Below are 19227 nucleotides of genomic sequence, written 5' to 3' on the forward strand. Positions count from 1 at the left end.
GGTTCGGTGCGGGACGCCGGGACGGTGGGGTTCAGGGACCGCCGGTCGTGTACAGGCGGGCCCAGGCCCTGCCGGGTGCCTCCGGGCTGTCGGCAGGGTCGGCGGCGATGGCCAGGACCTGGCCGGCGTCGCCCGTCGCGAGGAGGCGGGCCGCGGTCGCACGGGCCGCGGCGAGCGGGTCGCCGATGGCGAGGGTGGCGACGAGCGGGCCGGTCAGGCCCCATACGACGCTGAGGTGGCCGAGCGCCGTGGAGGGCACGTTCTGGAACAGCAGCGGTTTGGGCACCTGGCGCCGTTCGGTCACCGCGTGGTCGATGGCGGCCTGGGTGACCAGGTCGCCGCGGGTGGCAGCGAGGACGAGCGCGGTGCGCGGGCCGGTGTCCGGGGGCAGCGGGGGCGTGCCGTACCGGTCGGTGAGGCAGCGCTCGCCGACGGCCACCAGCAGCGGCGCGAAGGCGGAGGTCTCGAAGCGCGGCACCTCCGGCAGGCGGGCCTCCGGGTCGTCCGGGGGCGGCCACTGGGCACGGGTTTCGACGGTCGGTTCCATGGCGTCCTCGGGGGCTCTGCCCGCACGCATGACGTCGTGCGGCACGGGGCGGACTTCGGTCACGGCATCGCCAGGAGGAGGGCCGTGCAGACGCCGCCGAAGCCGCTGTTGAGGCTGAGGGCGTAGCGGGACTGCGGGGCGCGGCCCGGGTCGAGCACGAGGTCGAGGGGGCAGTCCTCGTCCGGGCCGAGGTGGTTGGCGTTGACGGGCAGCTCGCCGTGGCGGAAGGCGAGGGCGCAGACGGCCAGTTCGACCAGGCCGGAGGCTTCCAGGCAGTGCCCGTGCAGGGCCTTGGTGGAGCTGACCGGGATCCGTGCGCCGTGCGGGGCCAGCGCGCCGACGATGGCGGCGGCCTCGCCCGCGTCGAAGGCCGGGGTGGCGGTGGCGTGGGCGTTCACATAACCGATCCGGTCGCCGGTGAGCCCGGCGCGGCGCAGCGCGGTGGCGACGGCCGCGGCGGGGCCCCGGCCGTCGGGGTGCGGGCGGCAGATGTGGTGGGCCTCGGCGGCGTTGCCCCAGCCGCGGACGACGGCCCACGGCGGTGCGGTGCCGGTGCGTTCGAGGACCACGGCGGCGGCGCCGTCGCCGAGCACCGGGCCGTCGCGGCCCGCGCTGAAGGGGCGGCAGACACCGCTGGGGGCGAGGATGCCGGCGCTGTCGAAGGCGGCGAACATGCTCGCGTCGACGAAACTGGCGCCGGCCACCACGGCCCGCCGCTCGGCGGTGGCCGCGATGAGATGGGACGCCTCGGCGACGGCGGTGTTGGAGGCCGCGCAGGCGGCGGTGTGGACGGTGAGCGCCTCGCGCAGGCCGCAGGCGCCCGCCAGCTCGACGGCCAGGGCCGCCGTGTCGGGGCCCGCGTGCAGGGCGAGGACCAGGGGTGTGGCGGCCCGGTCGGCCGGGGTCAGCTCCGCCTGGTCGCAGGCCTCGCCGATGAGGTGGGCCAGCTCCGCGAACGGGTCGGGGGTGCCGGGGACGGTGGCGGCGTGGTGGGCGCTGTGCCGTGCGGTGTCGAAGCGGGTGACCGGTGTGGTGGCGGGGGTCGCGGAGGTCAGGCCCTTCCAGAGGGCGTCCGGGCCGTGGCCGTACGCGGTGAGGACCGACAGGCCGGTGACGCGCGCCATCAGGAGGCCACCGCATGCCGGGGCTGGAAGGTGACGGGCAGCTCCGTCAGGCCCGCGGTGACGTGCAGGTGGGTGATGCCGCCCGTGGAGCCGCGCTGCCAGGGCAGCGTGTCGAGCGGCCGGGCGGCGGCGAGCCCGGGCAGGCGGCGCAGCACGGCGCCGAGGGCCGTACGGCACAGTCCGGCCGCGAACTGGCTGCCGAGGCAGAAGTGCGGGCCGTGCGCGAAGACCAGGTCCTGGCCGGGGTCCCGGTCGAGGTCGAGGCGGTTGGGGGCGGTGAAGCGGCGGGGGTCGCGGTTGGCGAGGGCGAGGTGCACGATCACCGCGTCCCCCGGCTCCAGCCGGGCGCCGTACAGCTCCGTCGGCCGGGTGGCGAAGCGCGGCATGGTGGCGGCCAGCGGGGAGGTGTAGCGCAGCAGTTCGCCGAGTCCTCCGGTCACCCGGTCGGGGTCGGCGAGGAGGTCGGGGCGGTGCCAGAGCGCGTACAGGCTCGACGTGAGGAAGTCGGCGACCGGTTCGTAGGCGGAGACGAGGAGCAGGAAGAGGGTGGAGGTCAGCTGCCCTTCGTCCAGGCCCGCGGCGTCGGCGTGCGCGATCATCGCGCTGACGGCGTCGGCCCCGGGGCTGTCGCGCCGGAAGGCCACCAGGTCGCGCATCAGCTCGCTCATGGCCGTACGGTCGGCGGCGTACCGCACGCGGTCCGGGGAGCCGGGGGGATCGAACAGCGGGGACGGGCCCCAGCGCCGCAGCTCCAGGGCGCGCCGGACGAAATCGGGCGGATAGCCGAGGTGTCCGGTGATGGCCCGGACGGCGAAGGGGTGGGCGAACTCGTGGACGAGGTCGGCGCGGCCGCGGCCGGCGATCTCGTCGAGCAGGGTCTCGGCGAGTGCTTCCGCGCGGTCGGTGGCGGCCCGCACACGGTCGGGCGTGAACGCCGACGCGCCCAGTTCACGCAGCTGCCGGTGGAGGTCGCCGTCGTTGTTGAGCATGCTGCGGACGATGGTGTCGGTGACCTCCTTGTCGGTGAAGGCCAGGTAGTCCGTCCAGCGCTCGCCGCCCCGGACGGCCGGTTTCGCGAAGCCGGTGTCCGTCAGCACCTCGCGCGCGGCGTCGTAACCGGACGCGACCCAGGCGGTGGAGCCGTCGGGCAGCTCCGCGCGCCACACCGGGGGTTCGCCGCGGGTGTCGATGCGCTCGGCCTCGGGGCTGTGGCGGATCCGCGCGTCCATCAGAAGTGCCGTACCGGGCCCTGCGGTCACCGCAGCCTCCCCACTCGTCGAACACATAGCGTCACTATTAAATTACCATCGGTGATATCTCGTCACTACGCGCCTCACCCGCACGGGTGAGGCACCCCCTCACCACCCCCGAGGCGAACGGAGCGGAACCGGCACATGGACGACGAAGGCATCGGCACCTGGGCCCTACGGCGGGCCCGGCGCACCCCGCACCGCACGGCGCTCGTCCACGACGGCGCACCGGTCAGCTACGCCGGCCTGTACGAACACGCCGCCCGCATCGCCCGCGTCCTGCGGGAACACGGCGTGCACCACGGCGACCGGGTGGGCTTCCTCGGCCCCAACCGGCCCGGTTTCCTGGCGTCCCTGTTCGCCGCGGGCCTGACGGGCGCGGTGTTCGTCCCGTTCAACGTACGGCTCACCCCACCGGAACTGGCCTGGCAGCTGGCCGACTGCGGGGCCCGGGTGCTGCTGCGGTCCGGGAGCCGGGTGAGGGTTGCGGGCGTCGAGGGGGTGACGGTGGTGGACGTGGACGAGGCGGCCGTACCGAACGCGGACGAAGCGGCCGTACGGAACGGAGGGGCACCCCGCGAACGGCCCGCGACGGTGGCGGCCGACGACCCCTGCCTCATCCTCTACACCTCCGGCACCACCGGACGGCCCAAGGGCGCCGTCCTCAGCCACGCCAACCTCACCTGGAACGCCGTCAACGTCCTGATCGACGAGGATCTGACGGCCGACGAGGTCGCCCTGGTCGCGGCGCCGCTCTACCACGCCGCGGCGCTGGGCATGCAGGCCCTGCCGGTGCTGCTGAAGGGAGGTACGTGTGTGCTCATGGAGTACTTCGACGCGGGCGCGGCGCTCGGGGCGATCGAGCGGCACCGCGTCACGTCCCTGTTCGGTGTGCCCACCATGTTCCGGTGGATGGCCGATCACCCACGGTGGCCGCACGCCGACCTGTCGTCCCTGCGCACCCTGGTGTGCGGCGGCGCGCCCGTACCCGAAGCCCTGACGGCCACCTACGCACAGCGGGGACTCACGCTCCGTCAGGGATACGGGCTGACGGAGGCGGCCCCCGGCGTCCTGCTGACGCAGCACGGGCGTGCCGACGCCGGACCGGCGCACGCGGGAGCACCCCGCGCCGGAGTGCCGCACTTCTTCACCGACGTGCGCGTCGCGGCCCCCGGCCCGAGCGGTCCCGCCGGGGCGGACCCCGCCGCCGGCCGGACCGGCGAACTCCTCGTACGCGGCCCGAACGTCATGACCGGCTACTGGAACCGGCCCCGGGAGACCGAGGCCGCGCTCGCGGACGGCTGGCTCCGCACGGGCGACGTCGCGCACCTCGACGCGGACGGCGGGCTGACCGTCATGGACCGCCTCAAGGAGGTGATCATCTCAGGCGGCGAGAACGTCTACCCGGCCGAGGTCGAGCACGCGCTGCTGGCCCACCCGGACGTCGCCGACTGCGCCGTGATCCCCGTACCCGACGCGGAGTGGGGCGAGGTCAGCCGCGCGGTCCTGGTGGCGGCACCGGGCGTGGCCCTCGACCCGGAAGCGGTCCTCGCCTCCCTCAGGGGCCGCCTGGCCGCGTTCAAGATCCCCCGCTCCGCCGTGATCGCGCCGGACCTCCCCCGCACCGGCACGGGCAAGGCCGTACGCCGGCAGATCCAGGCGCGCTACGGCTCGGCGTGAGGCCCGGCGGACGTTCAGCGATGGCTCACCACATTCACCACCTTCCCGTTCGGGTCCCGCACGAAGAACCGCCGCACCCCCCACTCCTCGTCCCGCGGCTCCCGCACGACGGTCGCCCCACCGGCCACCACCGCGGCGTACACGGCGTCCACGTCATCCACCTCGACGCTCAGGTCCGGCGGGGTGTCGGGCGCACCGCGGTCCTCGGTCATGAGGATGACCTGCGCGGTGGGGTTCTCCGGCGACGCCATCGTCAGCACCCACCCCAGGTCCATCACCGCCTCGAACCCGAGCAGCCCATAGAACTCCCGGCTCCCCTCCATGTCCTGCGAATGGATGTCGGGCACGACTCTTCGGACGGACATCAGCGGCTCCTTCTCGGACGGAACGAGGGACGGGTGGAACAGACGGAACGGAAGGACCATGCGTCGCCACTGCCCCGACTATCGCAGCGGGCACTGACAACGGGCCGGATCCCGTACCGGATTTCCGCTGCGCCTGTCTCCCCGGCCGCTCCCCCGCTAGCGTCGGATCCATGATCGTATGGCTCAACGGCACCCATGGCGCGGGCAAGACGACGACCGGCGCGCTCGTGCAGCAGCTGATCCCGGATTCCCGGGTGTTCGATGCCGAGAAGGTCGGCGAGACGCTGATGGACATCAGACCGGGGCTGCCCTGGACGGGCAACTTCCAGCACTGGCCGCCGTGGCGGCCGCTCGTGGTCGAGACCGCCCGCCGCGTGCTCGACTACACCGGCGGCACCCTGGTGATGCCCATGACGGTCCTGGTCGAGGAGTACTGGCGGGAGATCAGCACGGGCCTCGCCGAACACACCGTTCCGGTACGGCACTTCGTCCTCCACGCCGACCAGGACACCCTCCGCCGGCGCATCGAGGGGGACACGGTCATGGGCCCGTCCCCGTTCCGTCTCCAGTATCTTGAGCCCTACGCCGAGGCGGCCCGCACGTGGCTGCACGCCGAGGCCGAGGTCATCGACACCACGCACCGCACGCCCGAGCAGGCCGCGCTGCTGATCGCGGAGGCCGTCAAGAGCTGACGTCCGCCCGCACGGTGGTCACCCGCGGTCCAGCTCGTCCCACCCCACCGTCCGGCCGCACCACCGCTCCAACAGCACCCGGTCGTGCCCCACCGCCAGCAGTCCCGCCCCCGACTCGCTGCGGTAGTCCTCGACCACCGCCACCAGGGCCGCCGTGGTCGACGCGTCGAGCATGGCGGTCATCTCGTCGCAGATGAGCCAGCGGGGGCGCAGGACCAGGGCGCGGGCCAGGCAGGCGCGTTGCAGCTGGCCGTCGCTGACCTCGTGGGGGCGGCGGGTCAGCAGGTCGCCGGAGAGACCGACGGCGGGGGCCAGTTCGGCCAGGCGGGCGGGGGCCTCGGCGCGGCGGCCGGTGGCGCGCAGGGGTTCGGTGATCAGGTCGGCCAGGCGGAGGCGGGGGTCGGCGGACAGGCGGGGCTGCTGGAAGACGACGCCGTACGCGGTGCGCTGGGCGCGCGAGGCGCGGTGCCGGTAGCCGGTCGCGGGCTCGCCGTCCAGGACGACGGTGCCGGCGTCCGGGCGGTGCAGCAGGGCCGCCACCCGGGCCAGCGTCGATTTGCCGCAGCCGCTGGGGCCGAGCAGGCCGACGGCCTCGCCGGGCGCGATGCGCAGCGACACGTCGCGGACCACGGGGTGGTCGCGGTCGTAGCCCGCGGTGATCGAGCGGAGTTCAAGCACGGGCTGCTCCCCCGGGCGCGGCGGCCGCCGGTGTCTTCAGCGGGTGGTGGCAGGCGGTGCCGTCGGTGAGGGCGGGCACGGTGGTCGCGCACACGTCCGTACGCCGGTCGCAGCGGGCGGCGAAGGCACAGCCCGGCGGGAGGGCGCCCAGCTCCGGCGGCATGCCGGGGATCGGGGTGAAGGCGCGGTCCGGGAGGGCGTCGAGCAGGCCGCGCGCGTACGGGTGGCGGGGACCCGGGGTGCCGAAGAAGTCGGCGGCGTCGGCGAGTTCGACGATCCGGCCGGCGTACATGACGGCCACCCGGTCGGCGATCCGCTCGGCCGCCGCCAGATCGTGGGTGATCATGAGGAGCGCCCGGCCGGCGCCGTCCCGTTCGTCCCCGGGCGCGTCGATGTGGCGGCGCAGTTCGTCGACCGTGCGGTCCACGAGGTCGCGGTCGAGGCCGGTCGTCGGCTCGTCGGCGAGCAGCAGCGGGGCGTCGCCGACCAGCGCGAGGGCGGTCGCGGCGCGCTGGGCCAGGCCGCCGGACAGCTCGTGCGGGTGGCGGTCGAGGTGCCCGGCGGGGAAGGCGGCGCGCTCCGCGGCCTGCTCCGCGGCGGCCCGGAGGGCGTGCTTGGGGGTGCCGGTCAGTTCCCGGACGGTCTCTTCGAGCTGGGCCCGTACGGTGCGTACGGGCGTGAGGTGGGCGGCCGGGCTCTGCGGCACCAGGCCGATGCGGCGGCCGCGCACCGAGCGGGACAGTTCGCGTTCGGAGGCGGTGAGCAGTTCCACGCCGTCCAGGTGCGCGGCGCCGGCGGTCTCCGCGTTGCCCGGGAGGAGCCCGAGCAGGGCGGAGGCCAGGACGGACTTGCCGCAGCCGCTCTCGCCGACGAGGGCCAGGCAGTGGCCGGGCGCGAGGTCGAAGGACGCGTCGGTGACGGCGGCGACGTGCCGCCCGCCGCGCATCCGGAACCGTACGGACAGGTTGCGGACGGACAGGACGGGCGACGGGACGGTGGTCGGCGGGGTCACAGCATCAGCTCCGATCGGCGGCGCGGGTTGATGCGTTCGCGCCAGGCACCGGCCAGGCCCGCGATGGCGAGCGTGGGGACGATGATGAACAGGCCCGGGAAGAGGGTCGGCCACCAGTCGCCCGCGAGCAGCGAACTGCGCGCGCTGTTGACCATGTTGCCGAGGCTCGCCTCGTGGGCGGGCAGTCCGAGCCCCAGGAAGGAGAGCGCGGACTCGTGCCAGATGGCGTGCGGCACCATCAGGACGGCGGCCAGCCCGGCCTGCGGCAGGACGCCGGGCAGCAGGTGGCGTACGGTCACCCGCCACCGTGAGGCGCCCCCGGAGACGGCCGCGTCGACGTACGGGCGCGACCGCAGGGAGAGCACCTCGGCCCGCACGATGCGGGCGGTGGAGAGCCAGTGGGTCAGCGCCACCGAGATGATCACCGGCCAGACGCCGGGCCGGAACATCGCCACGATGAAGATGCCCAGCAGCAGGTGGGGCACGGAGGAGAAGAGGTCCACGACGCGCATCACGGCCCGGTCCGCCCAGCCGCCGAGCGCCCCGGCCAGCGCGCCGACGGCGGTGCCGATGACGGTGGCGGCGAGCGCCGCGACCACGCCGACGAGCAGCGAGACGCGCAGGCCGTAGACGCAGCGGAGCAGCAGGTCGCGGCCGACCTCGTCGGTGCCGAACGGGTGGGCGGCGGACGGCGCCCGGAGCTTGGCGGCGAGGTCGACGGCCTGCCCGTCCAGGGGGAACAGGAGGGGCACGGCGACGACGGCCAGGACGATGGCCGCCACCAGGACGGCGGAGGTGCGCACCCGCAGGGTGCGGGTGCCGCGCCCGCCGCGCCGGGCGGTGCGCTGGTGCCAGTGGGGGGCGGCGGGCGGCGCGGCCGTCTCCCGGTTCGTCCTCAGCGTCTCAGCCATCGAAGCCCACCCTCGGATCGGCGAGTCCGTACAACAGGTCGGACAGCAGGTTGCCGACCAGCACGGCCGCGGTGGCGAGCACCGTGAGCGCCGCCAGCAGCGGGAAGTCCACGCTCGTCGCCGCCTGGACGGTGGCCGCGGCGATGCCCGGCCAGCTGAAGACGGTCTCCACCAGCAGCGCGCCGGTGATCAGTTCCGGTACCCGGGAGCCGATCAGGGTGAGGACCGGCAGCAGGCCGGAGCGCAGGGCGTGCCGGAGCAGGACGGTGCGTTCGCTCAGGCCGCGGGCCCGCGCGCCCCGCACCGGATCCTCCTCCAGGGCGTCACCGACTCCCTGGCGTACGTAGAGCACGAACCACGGGAGCTGCGAGACGGCGAGCACCAGCGCCGGGAGGACCACGTGGCGCGCGATCTGTCCGGCCGTGGCGACCTCGCTGCCGGTGTCGGTCAGCCCGCCCGCCGGCAGCACGCCCAGCTTCAGCGCGAACAGCCAGACCGCCAGCAGCCCGAGCCAGAACGGCGGAGCGGCCTCCAGGGTGTACGCGGCGGAGGTGACGGCGCGGTCGAGCAGCGAGCCGCGCCGCCGGGCCGCCAGCACGCCGAGCAGCGTGCCCACGATGATCGCGATCACGAACGCCAGCGCGCACAGCAGCACCGACCAGCCGATGCGCTCGCCGATCACCTGCGAGACGGGCGCGCGCAGCGTCGCGGAGTCGCCCAGGTCGCCGGTCAGCGCCCCGGTCAGCCAGTGCCACCAGCGGCCGAGCAGCGGCTGGTCGACGCCGAGGTTGTGCCGGATCTGGTCCAGGTTCTCCTGGGAGGCGGTCAGGCCGGCGGTGCCCGCGTACGCCTTGACGGGGTCGAAGGGCGCGGCGGCGGCGACGGCGAACACGCCGAGGGTGACGGCGAGGAGGACCGGCACGGCGAGCAGCGCCCGCCGGCCCGTCATCCGCGCCATCGGCTCCCAGGGCAGCTGTGCGAGGCGGCTCACTTCGCGGGCTGCCAGTCCTCTACGTTCCACCACGGGCCGGAGGCCAGGCCGTGGTCGTGCGGCTCGACCTGGGTGGTGAGGTCCTTCCAGCGGTCCTTGACCACGTACAGGTGGTCGATGTGGGTGAGGAAGATGTACGCCGGGTCGTCGGCGAGTTCGCGCTGGACCGTGTCGTACCCGGCCTTGCGCGCGGCCTTGTCGTCGGTGCGGCGGGCGTCCACCAGCGCCTTGTCGACCTTGGGGTTGTCGTAGCGCGACATGTTGTTGAAGCCGTCGCCGGCCAGCGAGGAGTGCAGCAGCAGGTACTGGTCGAAGTCCGGGTCGGCGGGGCTGCCGCCGCCCGCGAGGACTGCGTCGGTCTTCATGTTCGGCTGGATCGCCTCCCACGGGCCGGACTCCACCTTGACCTCGATGCCGGCCTTCTTGGCGTCGGAGGCGAAGGCGAGCGCGTGCTCCTGGCGGAGCTTGTCCCCGGCGAGGTACCAGAGCTTGAAGGAAGCGGGCCTGCCGTCCTTCTCGCGGATGCCGTTCTCCCCCTTCTTCCAGCCGGCGTCGTCGAGGATCCGCTCGGCCTTCTTCAGGTCGTGGACGCGCTCGGTGCCCTTGGCGAACCAGGGGCTGTCGGTCGGCACGGGTCCGTAGGCGGGCTTGCCGGCGCCGTCGAGGATGCCGTCCACCATGGCCTTGCGGTCCACGGCGATGTCCAGGGCCCGGCGGACCGCCTTGTCGCCGGTGACCTCGTTCGCGGTCGGCAGGGTGACGTTGCGGTAGTCGAACGTCTTGGCCGAGAGGGTCTTCATGTCCTTGGCGGACTTGAAGGTGGCGGCGAGGTTGGGCGGCAGGATGGCGCCGTCGAGGTCGCCGGAGCGCAGCCGGGTGGCGCGCACGTCGTCGTCCTTGATGATCGCCATGGTGAAGTTCTTCACCTTGGGCGCGCCGCCCCAGTAGTGCGGGTTGGCCTTGAAGGTGAGCTTCTCGCCCTTGGACCAGTTGGTGAGGATGTACGGGCCGGTGCCGACCGGATGGGTGGTGAAGGACCCGGTGTTCACGTCCTGCTTGCCCGCGATGTGCTTCGGGGCGATCGGCAGGACGGTGCGCTCGGCGAACGGCGCGTAGGCGTACTTCAGGTGGAAGACGACGGTGCGGGCGTCCTTCTTCTCGACCTTCTCCAGGGCGTCCAGCTCGGCCTTGGAGGCGTTGTTGGTCTTCTCGTCGAGGATGGTCTCGTAGGTGAAGACCACGTCGTCGGCGGTGAAGGGCTTGCCGTCGCTGAAGGTCACGCCGTCGCGCAGGGTGTACGTGTACGTCCTGCCGTCGTCGGAGACCTCGGGCAGCTTCGCGGCCAGCGCGGGCCGGAGCTTCATGTCCGCGTCGTGGGTGAGCAGCCCGTCGAAGATCTTGGAGTTGCCGTCCTTGCCGTAGCCCAGCAGCGGGCTCAGCGACTCCGGCTCGTAGGCGATGCCGACCACGGCGGAGTCCTGGGCGCCGGCCGCGCCGCCCTTGCCGTCGGACGGCGTGGAACAGGCCGCCGCCCCGAACGCCATGGTTCCCGCCAGTGCGGCGGCCGCTGACCGTATCGACCGGGCCGTCATGCCCACTCCCTGCTGAAGATCGTCTGTTGTTGCAAAGCGCAGGCAATTAAACAACATGTGAGAAACGGAGGTCCCGCCGCCCCTGCCCGGCGGGCGCCCGCCATCATGAGCGGATGCCTTCCGACCGCCTGCCGGGCCTGCCGTCCGATCCCTTGTCGCGCCTGCCCGCCGCCCTCCGGGACGTGCCGTACGCCGGTGCCCGGCACCCCGGCGCGGCCCCGCTGCCCGGCCGCCGTCCGCACGACGTGACCGCCGGGGCGAACTGCCAGCTCTACGCGTACGCCGTGCTCCGCCACTTCGGGCACACGGTGCCGCCGCTGCGCTCCGCCGAACTGTGGGCGGACACGGCGGCGACCGTGCGGGCCGCGCCGCCGCGCCCGCTGGACCTGGTGCTCTTCGACGCCGGGGAGGTGCCGGGGCGGCCCGCCGGGTACGGGGCGCACGTCGGCGTGCACCTGGGGCCCGACCAGGTGCTGCACCTGTGCAAGGAGGCCGGGCGGCCCGCCGTGTGGTCGTACGCGGACTTCGCGGAGCGGGCCCGGTACGCGCGGTTCCTGGGCGCGAAGCGGGTACGGGAGGCCGCCGTCGGCCGGCCGTAGCCCGCTCCGGAGCCGTCACCAGTCCCCGCCGCCGAACCCTCCGCCGCTGTCGCCGAAGCCGCCGCCACCGCCGAAGTCGCCGCCGCCGAAGCCGCCGGAGAAGTCGTCCGGGTTGAAGTCGGAGCCGGAGACGTCGCCGCCTTCCGCGCCGGACGGGCCGCCGCCGAAGTCGGAGGCGTAGGCGGCCGGGCTCATCAGGACGCTGCCCAGCATGGTGCCCACGAGCAGGCCCGGCAGCATGCCGCCGCCGAAGTAGCCGCCCGCCCAGGGGCCGTAGGCCGGTCCGGCGTCCCAGTACGGACGCTGCCCGTACTCGGTCTGCACCGTGCGGGCCATCGGCTCCTGCCCCTCCTCCAGGCGCGTCCGGTCGGCGGCGCACACCGGGACCGTACGCGGCGCCGCGCCGTTCGGGGCCCATTGCGCGTCGGCGACGGACGGGCCGTGCCGCGGGTCGAAGAAGCACGGCACCCGGCGTTCGGGCAGCGGCTCGCCCTTGCGCCGCGCGGCCAGGGTGGCCAGCGCGAACCGGCCGTCCTCCAGGGCCTTGGTCACCTGCTCGACGTCGCCGGGGCGCTCGGCGCGGGCCATCGCCGACTTGGCGTTCTCGTACGCGTCCAGCGCGTGGGTGTAGTCGGCGCGCATCGCGTCGTCGGCGCCGGGCTCGCCGGGGTGGAAGTCGAGGCGGTCCAGCTCCTCGCCGAAGGCGGTGATGTCCTCGTCCACCACGACCCGCAGCTGTTCCAGCGCGGCCCGCTCCTCCTCGGCGCGCTTCTTCTTGTTGCGGCGGACCAGCGCGAACGCGCCACCGCCGCCGATGACCGCGAGTGCGCCCAGACCGACGAGCGCGCCGGTGCTGACGCCGGCGCCGTCGCCGCCCCAGGAAGCGGGCTCGTGGCCGGACGCCTGCTGGGTCGCGGTGTCCACGAAGCTGTCCAGGCGCTCCTTGGTGCTGCCGTAGTCGGAGCGCTGGGTCGCGCCGACGAGGTTGCGTACGGCGTTGCGCGACATTACCCGCCCGTCGGCGGCGGCGTTGAACCGGTCGCCCAGCTCGACGGCGTAGACGCCGCTGATGCCGGTCTTGGTCCGCAGGTCCCTCAGGAGGGTGCTGGGCCGGTACTCCGGGGCCTTGGGCAGTACCGCGACGAAGACCGGCTTCCCGGAGTCCTTGATCTTCTTGGCCAGGGCCCCCGCGTCGGCGGCCGACAGTTCGGCGGAGGCCCGCGGATCCACGTACACCGGCCCCTTCTTCAGGGCCGCCGCGGCCTCGTCCAGCCCGCCGGCGGCCCGCGCGCCGGGAGCCGCGGCCGTGAGCACCGCCAGGAGGACGGCCGCCAGGAAGAGCGCTGGGCCGGCCTGCGGACGCTGGAGGAGCGCCGCTCGGGAGACCGGGGAGCGCCGGGTTGCGATCTTCATGAGTACGACGCTACCGGAACCCCACTTTCGACACATAACGGATACGTAACGGACACCGGCGGCCGGTCCGCCGCCTGGACGGCACCGCCACGCGGACACAGTGTCCCGCGGATGCGGCGCCGTGTCCCTTCAGACACCGCCGGTCCGGTGGCCGTCGCGCCGGGCCCGGTGATGATCTCGCCGCGCGGGCAGGCTCCGCACCGACCGCCCCCGACACGACGGAGGTCATCATGCGTACGGCCAAGTCCAGGGCGACAACCGTCGCGGCCGCCACCATCACCGCGGCGGCCGCGCTCGCGGCCGGACCGGCCGCCGCCCCGGCCGCCGCCGACCCGCCCCTGAAGGTGCGGACGCCGGCCGCGGGCTCCAGCGCGAAGGTGGCGGGCAGCCTGCTCGTGCAGTGGACGAACACCACCGGGAAGGAGGTGGACGTCTGGCTGAGCGCCCGCACGCCGTCCGGCGGGCACGACCGGCTGTCGCTGGTCGCACCGAAGGCGGGCAGCAAGCGGGCGGGCGAGGCCCTGGCCACCCTCCCCGTGGTCCCGCCGGGCACCTCGTACACGGTCGAGGTGACCACCCAGGACGGCGCGGAGAGCGACGTCAGCGGACCCCTCGGCCTCATCGGCTGACCGCCGCCCGTGTACGGTCGAGGACCGACCGGCGTACGAGGAAAGGCAAGGGTGGCGACGCGATGGCCCCGCGGGCGGACGGTACCCCGACCTTCACGGAGCAGGCGCGCCGCCGGCAGCTCGTGGACTGCACCATCGACCTGATCTCCACCCGGGGCTATCCGGCGACCTCGCTCGCCGCGATCGCCGAGCGGGCCGGCCTCTCCAAGGCCGCCGTGCTGTACCACTTCTCCTCCAAGGACAACCTCACCCGGGCCGCCCTGGCGCACGTGCTGGCGGAGTTCACCGCGTACGTACGGGAGCGGGTGGACCGCGCGGCCGGGCCGCGGGCCGCCGTCGTCGCCTACGTCCGCGCGATGATCGGCTACCAGCAGGCCAACCGCCGGCATGTGCGCGTCATCACCGAGATGCTGCTCGACGACGCGGGCGGCACCAGGCTCAAGACGCCGGGCCGGCACGACACCGGAAACCGCTGGCAGGAGCTGGCCGCGCTGCTGACGGCCGGTCAGCAGGCGGGCGAGCTGCGGGAGTTCGACACCCGCACGGTGGCGCTCGCGATCGGCGGCGCGATCGACGGCGTCGTCTCCCACTGGCTCGCCCACCCCGATTACGACCTCGACGCGGCGGCCGACGAGCTGGAGGCGTTCACCCTGGACGCGATCACGCGCCGCGACCCGTAACCGCCCGCACCCCGTAGGACCGCCCGCGTCCGGCAGGACCGCCCGCGCCCGGCCGCGTCACCCCCGCGCGAAGGCGGGCGCGCGCTCGGGCCGGATGCCGATGCCGCCGAGATACCCCGTCACGGTCCGCAGCACGGGCAGCCGTTGGAGGAGACGGAGCGGAACCGGCAGGCGGTCCGGGTCGAGCGTGCCCTCCAGGGCCGGGCGCAGCAGCGACTCGTGTTCGGCGATCTGGCTCTTCTGCACCACGGCGGCGGGCAGCTGCCGCCGCCGCTGCACCCGGGCCAGGTCGCGTACGCCGACCGTGCCGCGGCGCAGCGGCCCGGCGAGGAGGCGGGCCGCCGCGACGGCGTCCTGCACGGCGAGGTTGACGCCGACGCCGCCGGTCGGCGACATGGTGTGGGCGGCGTCGCCGAGGCAGAGCAGGCCGGGCCGGTACCAGCGGCGCAGCATGCCCATCGACACGTCGAGCAGCTTCACGTCGTCCCAGGAGCCGATCGCGTCCGTCACCTCGGGCCCCCAGCCGAAGAGCGCCCCGAGCCGTTCGCGGAACCACTCGATGCCGTGGGCGCGCAGCGCGGCGTCCGTACCCTTCTTGATCAGGTAGGAGGTCTGGCAGTAGTCGCCCCGGTCCATGGTGACCGCGAACTGCCCGTCGCCCGCCCGCATGAAGACCCGGCCGTCCCCCGGCGCGGGGACCCGGACGTTCCACACGTCCATCGGCACGTCGAAGGCGCGCTGCCGCAGTCCGGCCAGTTCGCGCACCACCGAGTCGCGGCCGTCGCAGGCCACGGTGAGGTCGGCGGCCAGTTCGTGTTCGGTGCCGTGCTCGTCCCGGTAGCGCACCCCGGTCACCCGTCCGCCTTCGGTGCGCAGGCCCGTACAGGCGGCGCGCATGCGCAGGGTGAAGGCGGGTTCCGCGGCGGCGGCGTTCGCGAGGAGGTCGAGGAAGTCCCACTGCGGGACCATGGCGATGTACTTGTGGCGGCCGGGCAGGCGGCGCAGATCGGCCGCCACCACGGTCCGGTCGCCGAGGCGCATGCGCACCTCGTCCAGTCGGCCGGCGGGCAGGCGCGCGAAGCGTTCGCCGAGGCCGAGTTCGTCGAGCAGGCGCAGGGTCGAGGGGTGCACCGTGTCCCCGCGGAAGTCGCGCAGGAAGTCGGCGTGCTTCTCCAGGACGGTCACCCGTACCCCGGCGCGGGCCAGCAGCAGCCCGAGCATCATCCCGGCCGGTCCGCCGCCCACCACACAGCACGTCGTGCGTTCCATGCCATACCCCCTTGTCGTCGTGCGCCACCCTGTGCCGCGGCGCGTCGACAGCAGACTAACCGATCGGTCAGTTAGCTGACCGATCGGTTAGTCACCCTCGGCGGCATCCACGACGACGCCCCGTACAGAGCGGTACGAACCGGTCTGTACGGGGCGTGGCTGCGCGCGGGCGGGGCGGTTACGGAGCCGGGATGTCCACCAGTTCCGCCAGCGCCGCGCGGTGCCGTCCCGGCGTGCCCAGGGCGATCTCGTCGGCCTTGGCGCGCTTGAGGAACAGGTGCGCGGGGTGTTCCCAGGTCATGCCGATGCCGCCGTGCAGCTGGATGCACTCCTCCGCCGCGCGCACCGCGACCGGCGCGCAGTACGCCTGGGCGACCGCCACCGCCACCGGCGCGTCCGGGCCGCCGGTGGCCAGCGCGTCGGCGGCGTTGCGGGCCGCCGCGCGGGCCGAGGCCACATCGAGCCAGAGGGCGGCCATCCGGTGCTTGAGCGCCTGGAACGAGCCGACGGGGCGGCCGAACTGGGTGCGCTGCGCGGTGTACCGGACGGTTTCGGTCAGACACCATTCGGCGATGCCGAGCTGCTCGGAGGCGAGCAGGCCCGCCCCGGTCAGCAGCGCCCCGGTCACCGCCGCACGGGCCGTGTCCTGCCCGGCCAGCAGCCGCCCGGCGGCACGGTCGAGGGTGATCCGGGCCGGTACGCGGGTCAGGTCGAGCGGGACGCCCGGTGCGACGCGCACGCCGCCGGCCGACGCGTCCACGGCGTACAGCGCGTATCCGTACGGGCCGTCGGCCGGTACGAGCAGCATGTCGGCGGCGGCCGCGTCCGCGACGCCGGTCACCTCACCGGTCAGCAGGCCGTCCGCGTCGGCCCGTACGGACGGTTCCGGCAGGGTGCCGGGGGCCGTCGGCAGCGGCACCGCGAGCACCCCGACGCCGCGCCCTGCGGCGAGCGCGGCGAGCGGCGCGGTCACCTCCGGGCGGTCGGTCTCGCAGCCGAGCAGCGCCGTCACGGCCAGCACCGCGCTGGTCAGGTACGGGACGGGGGCCACCGCGCGGCCCAGCTCCTCCAGGACGACGGCGGCCTCGCGGGCGCTCGCGCCCTGCCCGCCGAGCTTCTCCGGGACCAGCAGCCCGGCGGTGCCCATGCCGGCGGCCAGCGGCCGCCACAGCCCGGTGTCGTACGCCCGGCCGCTCTCCAGGTCCGCGAGGACGGCGGCCGGGCCGCCGCGGTCGGCGAGCAGCGAGCGGACGGCGGCCCGCAGGTCCTCCTCGGGCTCCGAGTAGAGGAGGTCGGGGTCGGTGCCGGGCTGCGCGGGGGCCGGTTCGGTGGGGGCCGCGGCCCCGCTCGGAGCGGTCATCGGGGAAGGTCCTTCCAGGCGGCGTCCTTGTCGGTGCGCGGCTCGGGCGGCAGGCCCAGGACGCGTTCGGCGACGATGTTCAGCAGCACCTCGGAGGTGCCGCCCTCGATGGAGTTGCCCTTGGCGCGCAGGTAGCGGTAGCCGGCCTGGCGTCCGGTGAAGTCCACGCCCTCGGGGCGGCGCAGCGTCCAGTCGTCGTAGGCCAGCCCGTCCTCGCCCAGGAACTCCACCTCCCAGCCGCTGATCTGCTGGGCCAGCCGGGCGAACGCCAGCTTCATCCCGCTGCCTTCGGGCCCGGGGTGCCCCTTGGCGAGCTGCTGGCGCAGCCGCTCCCCCGTCAGGCGGGCGACCTCGGCGTCCACCCAGTGGCGCAGCAGCCGCTGGTGGAGGTCGTGGGTACGGGCCCCGGGGCGTTCGCGCCAGGCCCGGGCGGCGACGCCGATCATGCCGCCCTCGCGCGGCTGCCGGGCGCCGCCGATCGCCACCCGCTCGTTCATGAGCGTGGTCTGCGCGACCTTCCAGCCCTCCCCCACCGCGCCGAGGCGGTGCGCGTCGGGGATCCGTACGCCGGTCAGGAAGACCTCGTTGAACTCGGCCTCGCCGGTGATCTGCCGCAGCGGCCGCACCTCGACGCCGGGGTCGGTCATGTCGCACACGAAGTAGGTGATGCCGCGGTGCTTGGGCAGCTCCGGGTCCGTACGGGCGATGAGGATCGCCCAGCGGGCCTGGTGGGCGCCGGAGGTCCACACCTTCTGGCCGTCCACCACCCAGCCGGTGCCGTCCTCGTCCCGTACGGCGCGGGTGGCGAGCGCGGCCAGGTCCGACCCGGCGCCGGGCTCGCTGAACAGCTGGCACCAGACCTCTTCGCCGGTCCACAGCGGGCGCAGGAAGCGCCGCTTCTGCTCGTCCGTGCCGAAGCGGAGGATGGTGGGCGCGGCCATGCCCAGGCCGATGCCGATGCGGCGCGGATCGTTGTCCGGCGCGCCCGCCGCCTCCAACTCGGCATCCACCACGACCTGAAGCGCGCGCGGCGCGTCGAGGCCGCCCAGCCCCTGGGGGAAGTGCACCCAGGCCAGCCCGGCGTCGAAACGGGCCCGCAGGAAGTCGAGCGGGGCGGTCTCCGCCGGCGGGCACGATACGAGCAGGTCGGCCGTGCGGCGGCGCAGTTCGCCGGCGTCCAGGCGTCCGCTTTCCCTGGTCCTGTCGGTCATGCCGCGTCGCCCTCCAGCCCCGGGACGACGACCAGACGCCCGGTGGTGGTGCCGTCGAAGACCCGCTGCACGGCCTCGGCCGCGCCGGACAGCGGCACCCGGCCGCCGATCAGCGGTTTGATGACGCCCTGCGCGGCCAGCTTGGCCAGTTCCTCGTGGCAGGCGTCGACCGCGGCCGGGTCCTTGGTGTTGTACAGGCCCCAGTGGAGGCCGAGGATCGTGTAGTTCTTCACGAGGGCGTGGTTGAGGCCCGGGGTCGGTACGGCGCCGCTGGCGAAACCGACGACCACGATGCGGCCCTCGAAGGCCACGCACTTGACGGACTTGGCGTACGCGTCGCCGCCCACCGGGTCGTAGACCACGTCCGCGCCCCGGCCGCCGGTCGCTTCCTTGACGGCGGCCACGATGTCGTCCGTACGCCGGTCCAGCACCAGGTCGCAGCCGAGCTCCCGGGCGACGGCCGCCTTCCCGGAGCCGCCCACCACGCCGATGACCCGCGCGCCCGTTGCCTTGCCGAGCTGCACGGCGGCGCTGCCGACGCCGCCCGACGCCGCGTGCACGAGCAGGGTCTCGCCCGCCTGGAGGCGGGCCCGGCGGTGCAGGCCGAACCAGCCGGTCTGGTAGCCGATGTGCAGCGCGGCGGCCTCCGCGTCGTCCAGGGCGTCCGGCGCGGGACGGACCGCGGCCGCGTCCACGAGGACGCGTTCGGCGAAACCGCCGTCCGGCAGCGGGGGCTGGGCCAGCACCCGGGCGCCCGCCTCGGCGGACGCGCCCTCGCCCGCTTCGAGCACCTCGCCGCAGATCTCCACGCCCGGCGTGAACGGGAACGGCGGGCGCACCTGGTACTCGCCGCGGCACAGCAGCGCGTCCGGGAAGTTGACGTCGGCGGCCCGCACGCGCAGCAGCAGCTGCCCCGGCCCGGGCTGTGGGTCCGGCACTTCTTCCAGCCGCATCACCTCGCGAGGCTCGCCGTTCTCGTGTACGCGCCATGCCTTCACCGGTGCCTCCAGAGCCCTCGGGTACGCGGGGAGCGCGGGGCGCCAACCCCGCGGCCATCGGCATACTAAGCGGTCGGTATCCGTAGGGGAACAGTCGATGTTCCGGAGGAACCGGCCGTCCGCCGTCCCGGGGGAACCAGCCACCCGTCGCCCCGGGGGAACCAGCCGTCCGCCGTCCCGGAGGAACCGCCCGCCGTCCGGATCCTGGTACCGGCAGGGTCAGGCT

General features: G+C 74.4%; 19 protein-coding genes. 5 read left to right on the plus strand and 14 right to left on the minus strand.

Annotated features, from left to right (window positions below; translation table 11 throughout):
* Positions 1-31: 31 nt before the first annotated feature.
* The 3 genes from CP973_RS25015 to CP973_RS25025 are packed head-to-tail and all read right to left on the minus strand — an operon-like array spanning position 32 to position 2930.
* Positions 32-610: a hypothetical protein gene (locus CP973_RS25015; RefSeq protein ID WP_150245436.1), complete on the minus strand. Its 579-nt coding sequence runs from the start codon at positions 608-610 to the stop codon at positions 32-34.
* Positions 607-1671: a beta-ketoacyl-[acyl-carrier-protein] synthase family protein gene (locus tag CP973_RS25020; protein ID WP_150245438.1), complete on the minus strand. Its 1065-nt coding sequence runs from the start codon at positions 1669-1671 to the stop codon at positions 607-609. Before CP973_RS25020 ends, CP973_RS25015 begins: the two co-directional genes overlap by 4 nt.
* Positions 1671-2930: a cytochrome P450 gene (locus tag CP973_RS25025; RefSeq protein WP_150245441.1), complete on the minus strand. Its 1260-nt coding sequence runs from the start codon at positions 2928-2930 to the stop codon at positions 1671-1673. The genes CP973_RS25020 and CP973_RS25025 overlap by 1 nt, the downstream gene beginning before the upstream one ends.
* A 135-nt stretch (positions 2931-3065) precedes the next feature.
* Between CP973_RS25025 and CP973_RS25030 the strand changes: the two genes are divergently transcribed.
* The gene (locus CP973_RS25030; RefSeq protein ID WP_150245444.1) at positions 3066-4601 is read left to right on the plus strand and encodes an acyl-CoA synthetase; all 1536 of its coding nucleotides are present in this window, start codon (positions 3066-3068) and stop codon (positions 4599-4601) included.
* Between the two features lie 14 nt (positions 4602-4615).
* On the opposite strand, the gene CP973_RS25035 is transcribed toward CP973_RS25030, so the two are convergent.
* Positions 4616-4966: a VOC family protein gene (locus CP973_RS25035; RefSeq protein WP_150245447.1), complete on the minus strand. Its 351-nt coding sequence runs from the start codon at positions 4964-4966 to the stop codon at positions 4616-4618.
* Positions 4967-5136: 170 nt separating this feature from the next.
* Between CP973_RS25035 and CP973_RS25040 the strand changes: the two genes are divergently transcribed.
* Entirely contained in the window at positions 5137-5658 is a 522-nt protein-coding gene (locus tag CP973_RS25040; RefSeq protein ID WP_150245450.1) for a P-loop nucleotide/nucleoside kinase family protein, read from the plus strand.
* 18 nt (positions 5659-5676) lie between these two features.
* On the opposite strand, the gene CP973_RS25045 is transcribed toward CP973_RS25040, so the two are convergent.
* The 5 genes from CP973_RS25045 to CP973_RS25065 form a co-directional block, all read right to left on the minus strand.
* Positions 5677-6336, minus strand: coding sequence for an ABC transporter ATP-binding protein (locus CP973_RS25045; RefSeq protein WP_150245454.1), 660 nt, complete (start codon positions 6334-6336; stop codon positions 5677-5679).
* Entirely contained in the window at positions 6329-7282 is a 954-nt protein-coding gene (locus CP973_RS25050; protein WP_150250212.1) for an ABC transporter ATP-binding protein, read from the minus strand. The genes CP973_RS25045 and CP973_RS25050 overlap by 8 nt, the downstream gene beginning before the upstream one ends.
* A 62-nt stretch (positions 7283-7344) precedes the next feature.
* Entirely contained in the window at positions 7345-8259 is a 915-nt protein-coding gene (locus tag CP973_RS25055) for an ABC transporter permease (RefSeq protein ID WP_244409991.1), read from the minus strand.
* Positions 8252-9217: an ABC transporter permease gene (locus CP973_RS25060; protein ID WP_150250217.1), complete on the minus strand. Its 966-nt coding sequence runs from the start codon at positions 9215-9217 to the stop codon at positions 8252-8254. Before CP973_RS25060 ends, CP973_RS25055 begins: the two co-directional genes overlap by 8 nt.
* A 29-nt stretch (positions 9218-9246) precedes the next feature.
* On the minus strand, positions 9247-10842 hold the full coding sequence (locus tag CP973_RS25065; protein ID WP_150245457.1) for an ABC transporter substrate-binding protein: 1596 nt from the start codon (positions 10840-10842) through the stop codon (positions 9247-9249).
* A gap of 113 nt (positions 10843-10955) precedes the next feature.
* Here CP973_RS25065 and CP973_RS25070 point away from each other — a divergent pair, with 113 nt between their 5' ends.
* The gene (locus CP973_RS25070; protein ID WP_150245459.1) at positions 10956-11441 is read left to right on the plus strand and encodes a CHAP domain-containing protein; all 486 of its coding nucleotides are present in this window, start codon (positions 10956-10958) and stop codon (positions 11439-11441) included.
* A 15-nt stretch (positions 11442-11456) separates the two neighbouring features.
* Here CP973_RS25070 and CP973_RS25075 read toward each other — a convergent pair whose 3' ends face one another.
* The gene (locus tag CP973_RS25075) at positions 11457-12854 is read right to left on the minus strand and encodes a hypothetical protein (protein ID WP_150245462.1); all 1398 of its coding nucleotides are present in this window, start codon (positions 12852-12854) and stop codon (positions 11457-11459) included.
* Positions 12855-13084: 230 nt separating this feature from the next.
* On the opposite strand from CP973_RS25075, the gene CP973_RS25080 reads away from it, so the two are divergent.
* Both CP973_RS25080 and CP973_RS25085 read left to right on the plus strand, forming a co-directional pair.
* On the plus strand, positions 13085-13483 hold the full coding sequence (locus CP973_RS25080; RefSeq protein ID WP_150245466.1) for a hypothetical protein: 399 nt from the start codon (positions 13085-13087) through the stop codon (positions 13481-13483).
* Positions 13484-13545: 62 nt separating this feature from the next.
* The gene (locus tag CP973_RS25085) at positions 13546-14163 is read left to right on the plus strand and encodes a TetR/AcrR family transcriptional regulator (protein ID WP_150245470.1); all 618 of its coding nucleotides are present in this window, start codon (positions 13546-13548) and stop codon (positions 14161-14163) included.
* 57 nt (positions 14164-14220) lie between these two features.
* Here CP973_RS25085 and CP973_RS25090 read toward each other — a convergent pair whose 3' ends face one another.
* The 4 genes from CP973_RS25090 to CP973_RS25105 all read right to left on the minus strand — a co-directional run bounded on the left by CP973_RS25090 (position 14221) and on the right by CP973_RS25105 (position 19001).
* Positions 14221-15432 (minus strand): FAD-dependent oxidoreductase, encoded by a 1212-nt coding sequence (locus tag CP973_RS25090; protein ID WP_150245473.1) that lies wholly within the window; start codon positions 15430-15432, stop codon positions 14221-14223.
* A 178-nt stretch (positions 15433-15610) separates the two neighbouring features.
* On the minus strand, positions 15611-16792 hold the full coding sequence (locus CP973_RS25095; protein WP_150245476.1) for an acyl-CoA dehydrogenase family protein: 1182 nt from the start codon (positions 16790-16792) through the stop codon (positions 15611-15613).
* Entirely contained in the window at positions 16789-18003 is a 1215-nt protein-coding gene (locus CP973_RS25100; RefSeq protein WP_150245479.1) for an acyl-CoA dehydrogenase family protein, read from the minus strand. The genes CP973_RS25095 and CP973_RS25100 overlap by 4 nt, the downstream gene beginning before the upstream one ends.
* The gene (locus tag CP973_RS25105) at positions 18000-19001 is read right to left on the minus strand and encodes an NADPH:quinone oxidoreductase family protein (protein ID WP_150245481.1); all 1002 of its coding nucleotides are present in this window, start codon (positions 18999-19001) and stop codon (positions 18000-18002) included. The genes CP973_RS25100 and CP973_RS25105 overlap by 4 nt, the downstream gene beginning before the upstream one ends.
* Between the last annotated feature and the right edge of the window lie 226 nt (positions 19002-19227).

This window comes from Streptomyces albofaciens JCM 4342, from assembly GCF_008634025.1.
Lineage (GTDB): Bacteria > Actinomycetota > Actinomycetes > Streptomycetales > Streptomycetaceae > Streptomyces > Streptomyces albofaciens.